This is a genomic window from Streptomyces sp. NPDC002911 (assembly GCF_053591835.1).
In genome coordinates this window covers 63,201-71,944 of sequence record NZ_JBSFUO010000029.1, presented here as the reverse complement: position 1 = coordinate 71,944, position 8,744 = coordinate 63,201, and the positions used below count along the sequence as shown (strand labels likewise).

Annotated in this window: 8 protein-coding genes; 4 read left to right on the top strand and 4 right to left on the bottom strand. The window is 69.5% G+C overall.

The genetic code is table 11. The features are described 5' to 3' along the window. Positions 1 to 239 (bottom strand): carboxyl transferase domain-containing protein (locus ACWD04_RS28750; RefSeq protein WP_451136649.1); only part of this gene is annotated, 239 nt, incomplete at its 3' end. 581 nt (positions 240 to 820) lie between these two features. Here ACWD04_RS28750 and ACWD04_RS28745 point away from each other — a divergent pair. Further along, entirely contained in the window at positions 821 to 2,032 is a 1,212-nt protein-coding gene (locus ACWD04_RS28745) for a glycoside hydrolase family 64 protein (protein ID WP_451136653.1), read from the top strand. Positions 2,033 to 2,307: 275 nt separating this feature from the next. After that, positions 2,308 to 2,925, top strand: coding sequence for a YceI family protein (locus ACWD04_RS28740; RefSeq protein ID WP_451136648.1), 618 nt, complete (start codon positions 2,308 to 2,310; stop codon positions 2,923 to 2,925). A 63-nt stretch (positions 2,926 to 2,988) separates the two neighbouring features. Here the strand turns inward: ACWD04_RS28740 and ACWD04_RS28735 are convergent, their stop codons facing one another. The 3 genes from ACWD04_RS28735 to ACWD04_RS28725 form a co-directional block, all read right to left on the bottom strand. Next, positions 2,989 to 3,627, bottom strand: coding sequence for an SAM-dependent methyltransferase (locus ACWD04_RS28735; protein WP_451136647.1), 639 nt, complete (start codon positions 3,625 to 3,627; stop codon positions 2,989 to 2,991). Further along, positions 3,624 to 4,664, bottom strand: coding sequence for an NAD(P)/FAD-dependent oxidoreductase (locus ACWD04_RS28730; protein WP_451136646.1), 1,041 nt, complete (start codon positions 4,662 to 4,664; stop codon positions 3,624 to 3,626). Before ACWD04_RS28730 ends, ACWD04_RS28735 begins: the two co-directional genes overlap by 4 nt. A 227-nt stretch (positions 4,665 to 4,891) precedes the next feature. Further along, positions 4,892 to 6,673, bottom strand: a complete 1,782-nt coding sequence (locus ACWD04_RS28725; RefSeq protein ID WP_451136645.1) for a sigma-54-dependent Fis family transcriptional regulator — start codon at positions 6,671 to 6,673, stop codon at positions 4,892 to 4,894. Between the two features lie 221 nt (positions 6,674 to 6,894). On the opposite strand from ACWD04_RS28725, the gene ACWD04_RS28720 reads away from it, so the two are divergent. Further along, positions 6,895 to 7,689, top strand: coding sequence for an acetoin reductase (locus tag ACWD04_RS28720; RefSeq protein ID WP_451136644.1), 795 nt, complete (start codon positions 6,895 to 6,897; stop codon positions 7,687 to 7,689). 55 nt (positions 7,690 to 7,744) lie between these two features. Next, positions 7,745 to 8,743 (top strand): amidohydrolase family protein, encoded by a 999-nt coding sequence (locus tag ACWD04_RS28715; RefSeq protein ID WP_451136643.1) that lies wholly within the window; start codon positions 7,745 to 7,747, stop codon positions 8,741 to 8,743. Position 8,744: the final 1 nt, after the last annotated feature.

Sequence of the window (8,744 nt, the reverse complement as noted above, 5' to 3'; positions counted from 1 at the left end):
TTCGCCTCCAGGCCGAAACCGGTCGCCCGGTGCCGGCGCAGCTGCTCGACCTCCTTGAACGATCCCTCGTCCAGCAAAAGCTCGATGCGCTCGCGGGCCGTCAGCTTGCCCTTGGCGTGCTGCGCCTCGGTCGCCCGGTCGCTCGGTCCACGCCGGGCCTCCTCACGCAGGGCCAGCAGTTCGGCCACCCGGCCACGCGTGTCACTCGGCTCGCCCGCGATTTCGTCCACAACGGTCATACGTCGACCCTACGAACCCGACCGCACAAACTCTGCCGTCCACACCGGACAGTCTCCTGCCTCGTTTCCTGGTGGCACCTGACAGAAGTCGGACGCCGTGCAGCCCATCCGCCAGTTCGCGGGGCTCCCGCGTTGTAGGGCTTCGACAAAGCGGAACGTGTGTTCCCCGCCACATGCCGGCCCGCGCGCCACGCCGCGGATCCACCGGGGCGGGCGACCGGACGCACCACAATGGCAGGGGGGTGGCCCCCAGGATCGCACCCCTGGGGCCAGGGGCCCGCCCGTCGGCGGTTCCGGGGCCGGCCCGGGTGCCCCCAGGGCTGTCGTCCCGTTCAGCTCCTCTTCACTCCGTGCATCCGGCGATCGACCAGGTGTGGCCAAAATCCGGCCGCCGACGTCGAGTTGTGAAGAACGGCGACATTCTGAGAGCGCTCTCAGCCATAAGTCTTGACGCTCGGCGAAGGCGTCGCGAGAGTGGTGCGCACCGCAGACACCCCCCACGGCTCCACCTCCCCGCACCACACCCCCACCCCTGTCTGCGGCCCCCACACCTCGGGAGTTCCTTCGTGATTTCGCGCAGAATGTTCCTGACGGGCGCCGCCGCCTCCGCGACGGCGCTCACCTACCCCCTTTGGGGCAGCGCCCTGAGCCCGCGTGCGTCGGCCGCTGCCGCGACCTGCGAACTGGCCCTGGAGAACCGCTCGTTGCCCGGCACGGTGCACGCGTACGTCACCGGCCACGAGCAGGGCACGGACCGCTGGGTGCTCCTGCGCCCCGACGGCAGCGTCTACCGCCCCGACTCCCCCGGCGCCCCGCAGACCCCCCTGCCGGTGGACTGCGCCATCCCGCTCAAGGCGGCCGGCGCCGGGCCCGTCGTCCTGACCCTGCCCCAGATGTACGGGGCGAGGGTCTACTTCGTACGGGACGACAAGCTGGACTTCTACCTCAACCCGGGGCCGTCCCTGGTCGAGCCGGCCTTCGCGACGCCCACCGACCCGAACTACGCCAGGACCTGGTCGTTCTGCGAGTTCACCTTCAATCCACAGCAGCTGTACGCGAACATCAGCTACGTCGACCTGGTGACGGCGCTGCCGATCGGGCTGACCCTGGAGGGCGACGCCACGCACACGGTGGCCCCGCTCCCGGACGGCGCGGTCCAGCGCATAGCCGACGACCTCACGGCCCAGGCGGCCGCCGACGGGCAGCCCTGGGACAAGCTGGTCACCCGCGGCAGCGACGGACAGGTCCTGCGGGTCGTCTCGCCGCAGAATCTGATGGCCCCGTTCTTCGACCGGCCCGCCGAGATGCCGTTCCGCGACCTGTTCACGGCCCAGATCGACGAGGTCTGGGAGAAGTACCGCTCCACCGACCTGCGGATCGACCTGCAGGGTGGCCGGGGCACGCTGGCAGGCCGCGTCAGCGGGGACACGCTGACCTTCGAGGGCGGCCACACCTTCGTCAAGCCGACGTCGAAGGACATCTTCACCTGCAACCACGGCCCCTTCACCAACAATCCAGGTGACAGCGACGACAAGAAGGCGCTGCTCGCCAGGATCGCTGCGGGCTTCAACCGCTCCATCATGCTCAGCCACCCGCAGCAGCCCAACGGCACCACGGTGGCGGACTACTACAAGGGCGGGGTGACGAACCACTGGTCCCGCGTCGTCCACGCCAATTCCCCGATCGGCTACGCGTTCCCCTACGACGACGTACGCCCGGACGGCGAGCCGGACGTGTCGGGGGCGGCACACGACGGCAACCCGCGGCGCTTCACGGTGAGCGTCGGCTCCTGAGGCTCCCGTGACCCAGGGCCGCCCGTCGCCAGTCCGCGACGGGCGGCCCTGCCGTATGCGGCCGACCTGGGAAACGCGCCGGAAGCACCGGCGAGCTCTACGCGCGTCAACCAGGGGCGGAATGGGGTCGGCTACCACGTCGGACGCGCTCGAACGCGTGGATATCGACGGTGAATGTTGAAGGTTGAACAAAAAAGGTCTACAGTGAATCTCGTTGAAGGTTAAATAAGATCTTCGGCAGTCACTCGTCTGAACACGTCCCCCGAGGAGGAGCCATGGCTCTGTTCAACCGCAAGAACAACGACGCCGCGTCATCCACCGCCACCCTCGCGGTGGACCCCGCGCTGGCCGCGCTGACCGGCACGTACACCATCGACCCTGCGCACAGCAGCATCGGTTTCACCGTGCGCCACGCCATGGTCACGAACGTGCGCGGCTCCTTCGGTGAGCACGAGGGCACGCTGACGCTGGACGGCTCCGACCCGTCCAACTCCTCCGCCTCCATCGACGTCAAGATCGCCAGCGTGGACACCGGCATCGCCGACCGCGACGGTCACCTCGTCAGCGGCGACTTCTTCGAGGCCGAGAAGTTCCCCCTGATGACGTTCCGCTCCACGCGGGCCGAGCAGCTCGGCGGCGACACCTACCGCGTCACCGGCGACCTCACGATCAAGGACGTCACCCGACCCCTCTCCATCGACCTCGAGTTCAACGGCTCCGCCACCGACGTCTACGGCAACGAGCGTGTCGGCTTCGAGGGCAGCACGAACATCCTGCGCTCCGACTGGGGCCTGACCTGGAACGCGGCGCTGGAGACCGGCGGCGTGATGGTCAGCGACAAGGTCAAGCTGACCTTCGACATCTCCGCGATCAAGGCCGCCCCGCAGGCCTGACCCCCCTGAAACGAGCGCGCCCGCCGGCCCTCCCCTTCCGGGGAGGACGGCGGGCGCTCGGCGTTACCGGTCCGCCTTGCGGCGGAGCTTCAGCGCGTTGTCCGTGCGGGTGGTGGGGTTGCCGTCTGGGTCGTTCTGGATCCGCTCGTGCTCCTCGCTGAGCAGCACCTCCCACTCCCCCTCCGGGAGTTCGAGGGACGCGAGGACCTCGTCCGTCGTGGGCAGCTCCATATCCGGGTGGTCGTGCTCCCAGGAGGGGAAGCCGGCGTGGCCGACGATCAGGAGTACGCCGCCGGGTGCGACGGCCGCGGCGGCCTTGCGCAGGATCTCCTCGCGGGGCAGGTCGCCCATCGAGTGCAGGAACTGGGCGGAGATCAGGTCGTACTCCCCCTCGGGGAACGAGGCCCCCAGGTCGTGCCACTGCCAGTCGACCCGGTCGGCGACATCGGCCTCGGCCGCGTGGACCGCCGCCCGCTCCAGGGCGACGCGCGAGATGTCGGTGGCCGTGACCTGCCAGCCCCACCGGGCGAGCCAGACCGCGTCCGCGCCCTCGCCGCATCCCAGGTCGAGGGCACGACCCGGCTTCAGGCCCTCCACTTCACGGACGAGAACGACATTGGGGTTCCCGCTCCAGATCCGGTCACTCTCGCGGTACCGGTCGTCCCACATCTCGGCGTCGGTGCGCGTGCTGTCGGTGGTCATCGTGAGATCTCCTGAAGTCCGTGACGGCGGTCACCGAGCACGCGCTCGGCGACCTGACGCTCGGCCTCGGCCGAGAAGGGTGTGCGGCGGGCGTCGACCGCGCGGCGGGTGTCCTCGGTGACGAGGTCCATGTTGATCATCGACGCCGCCTTCAGCCCGGCGGCGGCTGCTCCGACGACCTGCTCCATGAGGTTGGCGACGTTACCGGCCACCCACACGCCCGGCACCTCGGTCGCCCCGGCGGGATCGGCAGCGATGTACGTACCGACGACGTGGCCCCCCATCTCCAGTTCGGTGGGCCGGAGACCGAGGCTCTCCAGGACCGCCGAACGTGCGGTGAAGCGCGGCTGGACCACGAGCGCCTCGCGCGGGATCACCGTGCCACCGGCCAGCCGCACACCGGTGACCTTGTCCTCGGCCACCTCCAGCGCGGCCACCTCGCCGTCCACCACGGAGACACCCCGGGCGGCGAGCTGCTCGTACTCCTCGTCGCTGAAATCGGGCTGTTCGTGACGGAACAGCACCACGTCGTCGGTCCACTGCCGCCAGAGCAGCGCCTGATGCACGGCCATGGGGCTGAGCGCCAGAATGCCGACCGGCCTGTCCCGCACCTCCCACCCGTGGCAGTACGGACAGTGCAGCACCTCGTCGCCCCAGCGCTCGGCCAGGCCCTCCACGGCCGGCAGCTCGTCGACGATTCCGGTGGTCACGAGCAGCCGGCGGGCGTGAACGGCACTCCCGTCCTCCTGTAGTACACGGAAGCCGTCGGACAGCTTCTCGGCCGAGACGACGTTGCCCTGGGCGATCTCGGCGCCGTAACCCGCCGCCTCGGCCCGGCCGATGGCCAGTAGCTCCAAGGGCGGGATGCCCTCCCGGCCCAGGTAGTTGTGCGCGTGGGACGCGGGGGCGTTGCGCGGCCTCCCCCCGTCGATCACGAGCACGGAACGCCGTGCCCGGGACAGGGCGAGCGCCCCGCTCAGCCCGGCGGCCCCACCGCCGATCACCACTACGTCGTACCGCTGGTTCATGTCGCTCATGCGGAACACCTCCTGTTACGGGAGATGGTGCGCGCACGACGCCGGTTCGACAAACTTGCTTGCCGAATCAGCAAACTCGCACCACACGGTCTTCCCGGGATCGCGCTCCCCCACCCCCTGTCCGCCGCGCCCCGGGCCGGGCCCAAGTGGTCATTGGGAGGTCACGGACACGAGAACCGGACATAACGCCCGCACTTCTGTCCGTAACCGCATGACGACCACGACGTTCAGTGGCGCGTGGGAAGCGTGATGCCGTAGGCCCTCATCTTGCGGTAGATCGTCGTACGGGAGATGCCGAGCCGTTGTGCGGCCAGCAGTTTGTTGCCGTCCGCCTCCAGCAGGGCCTGGACCAGGGTGTCGCGCTCGGACGCTTCCCAGCCGCTCAGGGGCCTGCTGCCCGCGCTGTGCAGGGAAAGGGGCAGGTCGCCGAGCTCGATCCGGTACGTACGGCGGCCCGCGGCGGCCTTGCGCAGGGCGGATTCCAGTTGGCGGATGTTGCCGGGCCAGTCCTGCCGGCGCAGCAGGGGCAGGACCTCCGGTGCGCACTCCACGCCCGCGCCGATGCGCTGCAGCAGGCAGTCGACCAGGGCCGGGAGGTCGGCGAGGCGGTGCCGGAGGGCGGGTACCGCTGCCGCCTCGGCGAAACAGCGCCGTAGGGCGTCCGGTACGCCCGGGGCGCGGGTGAGCGTGCCCACGATCCATGTGCCCTGTGCCACCGCGTCGTCCAGCGCCCGGGCGACGGCGGGGCCCTGCTCGGGGGGCACGGCATCGACGTTCCGCAGGACCAGGGTCCGCCCGGGCCCTGTGGGTGCCGTGCGCAGGGCGGCCGTCAGGCCGGTCCCGGCGTCCACGATCACGGGCGCCGACGCGCCCCCCGTGAGCGCGTGCGCGGCGCGGGCCAGGGCGGACTTCCCTGTTCCGGTCTCGCCGTGCAGCAGGAGCGGCGTCCGGTCGCCGGCGCAGCGCGAGGCCGTGCGGGAGACGGTGTTCCACGCCGGGTCCGTCCCCGCCAGGCCCGGCAGCGGCCAGGGCCGGGCCGCGTCCTGGCCGGGACGGGAGCGGGAGCCTGTACGGGGGCGGGTCTGGTCGGAGGGGCGGTCCGCGAAGGCCAGCTCCAGCAGGAATCCGGCCGCGCCCGCCGAGCTGTCGACCTGGCGGCAGCGCATCAGGACGGTCTCCCCGCCGGTCAGCTGCACCTGCTTCCGGGCGCGGGGCGCGTGCCCCAGTTCGGCGGCGGCCTCGTGCAGCAGCCGGTGGTCGTCGCCGGTGAGTCTCGCCGAGGCGGCGGAGTTGGCAAGCACGAGATCCTGGCCGAGGCAGAGCACCGGCCGGTCGCCGTAGTGGGTGACCTGCTGGAACGCCTCCAGCAGGGCGCGCTGGTGCGAGCTGCTGAGCTCGTACATCACACGCTCGATGTCGCCGGCGGCTTCCTGTACCAGGGCTGTCATGAGTATGCGCGCCGGGCCGTTCCAGCAGGTCAAATTCATGGCTCCCTCGACCCGCCCGGTGACCGAGTTGCGGATCGGGGCGGCCGCGCAGGAGACGTTCTGCAGGCGTTCGTTGAAGTGCTCGGTGCCCAGGACCACGTTGGGCCGGCGCTCCTCCAGTGCGACCCCGATGCCGTTCGTACCGACGAACTGTTCGGCGTAGTTGAAGCCGGGCGCCAGGTGGACCCGGTCCAGGTGGGCCGAGAGCCGCTTCTCCCCGACGCGGCGGTCGCGTACCCAGCCTTTTCGGTCCGTCACGATCACACAGGCGTCCGAGCCCGCCAGCGCCTGTTCCAGGCGGTCCAGGACCGGCGCGGCGGCGCGTACCAGGCGGCTCTCCCGGTCGTAGTCGGGCTGGTAGGGGACGACCACCTCGTCCGTGCCGATCCCCAGGTACTTGGAACGCTGCCAGGAGTTACGGATGCCCTCGGGCACGATCGCCGCGGGCAGCTCCGCGTTCTCCAGGAACTTCAGGCGTGCTCGCGCGATGGTCAGGTCCCGCGCTGTGCTGTCACTGAGCATGGCGCCTCCGATGAGCGTGTTTCAGCCATATTACGAACGCGTTTGCACCTGTCAACGGGTGGTTCGCCACAAATTCTCCGTGCGTTCTCCGTGCCCTGATCAGAGGGCGGGCGGCAGTGTGTTCCACATTGAAAAACTCGACGGCACCCCCCGCCCCCACGCTGATGGACAGCAGCACCGCACGAAGGGTGTGGCGCTTACCGTCGAGCACAGGAGCACCTATGACTTCCGCCGACAACACAGCCCGTACCGCGATCGTCACCGGCGCGGCCCGGGGCATCGGCCGCAGCATCGCGGAGCGGCTGGCCAAGGACGGACTCGATGTGGCCGTCGCCGACCTCCCCGGCATGGGTGACGAGCTCAGCGAGGTGGCGGCCGGTATCGAGAAGACGGGGCGCCGGGCACTGGCCGTGCACGCCGATGTGTCCAGCAAGGAGCAGACCGACGCGCTCGTGGAAGAGGTGGCGAACCGCTTCGGCAAGGTCGATGTCTATGTGGCGAACGCCGGCATCGCCAGGGTCACTTCGCTGCTGGACACCGGGCTCGACGAGTTCGAGCAGGTCATGGCGGTGAACCTGCGCGGGGTCTTCCTCTCCTACCAGGCCGCGGCGCGGCAGATGATCGCCCAGGGAGGCGGCGGCAAGATCATCGGCGCCGCCTCGATCGTCGCGTACCGCCCGTTCGCGCTGCTCGGCGCGTACTCGGCGTCGAAGTGGGGCGTGCGTGGGCTGACCCAGGCCGCGGCCATGGAGTGGGCGCAGCACGGCATCACCGTCAACGCGTACTGCCCGGGGATCGTCGGGACCGCGATGTGGGACCTGATCGACGAGCGGCTGGCCCAGGAGGAGGGCCTGAAGAAGGGCCGGGCCATCAAGAAGTACGCGGAGGCGATCGCGCTCGGCCGGGTCGAGGAGCCCGAGGACGTCGCGTCCTTCGTCTCCTACCTGGCCTCGCGGGACTCGGACTACATGACCGGCCAGTCCGTCATGATCGACGGCGGCATCCAGTTCTCCTGACGCGGAGCGTCGAGCGCCCACTCGGTCAACCACCCATCGCGAATCGAGGAGAGAGATGTATTCCAAGGACGGCGAGAACTACTTCATCGTGGACGCGCACGTCGCGCTGTGGGACGCGCGCCCCGAGAACCAGCTCAACATCCACGGCAAACAGTTCATCGACTGCTTCTACGACTACCACCGCAATCTGAGCCCGGAATCAGAGCTCTGGCCGTACGAGGAGTATCTGTACTACGGCGGTGAGCGTCTGATGAAGGACCTCTTCGTCGAGGGGTACGTCGACCACGCCATCTTCCAGCCCGCGCGGCTGGGTGCGTTCTACCGCAACGGTTTCGGGCAGACCGAGGAGTCATTCGCGCTCGCACAGCTGCACCCGGACAAGCTGACGTACAACCACTCCTGGGACCCGCGGTACGAGCAGAAGGGGCTCGACCAGCTGCGGCGGGACGCCGAGCGGTTCCAGCTCAAGGGCGCGAAGCTGTACACCGCCGAGTGGAAGGGCGACAGCCGCGGCTACAAGCTGGACGACCCGTGGACGTACCGCTATCTCGAGACCTGTCAGGAACTCGGGATCAACAACATCCACATCCACAAGGGGCCGACGATCCGGCCGCTCGACCGGGACGCGTTCGATGTGGCGGACGTCGACAAGGCGGCCACGCAGTTCCCCGAGATGAACTTCGTCGTCGAGCACTGCGGCCTGCCCCGGCTGGAGGACTTCTGCTGGATCGCCACGCAGGAGCCCAATGTGCACGCGGGTCTCGCGGTGGCGATGCCCTTCATCCACAGCCGGCCGCGGTACTTCGCGCAGATCATCGGCGAACTGCTCTACTGGCTGGACGAGGACCGCATCCAGTTCTCCAGCGACTACGCGCTGTGGACGCCCCGTTGGCTGATCGAGCGGTTCGTCGACTTCCAGATCCCCGAGGACATGACCGAGTACGCGCCGATCACCCTGGCGCAGAAGAAGAAGATCCTCGGGCTGAACGCGGCGGCCATGTACGACATCGCGGTACCCGCCGGGCTGGGCGTCGCCGAACCGGTGGTGGCCTGAG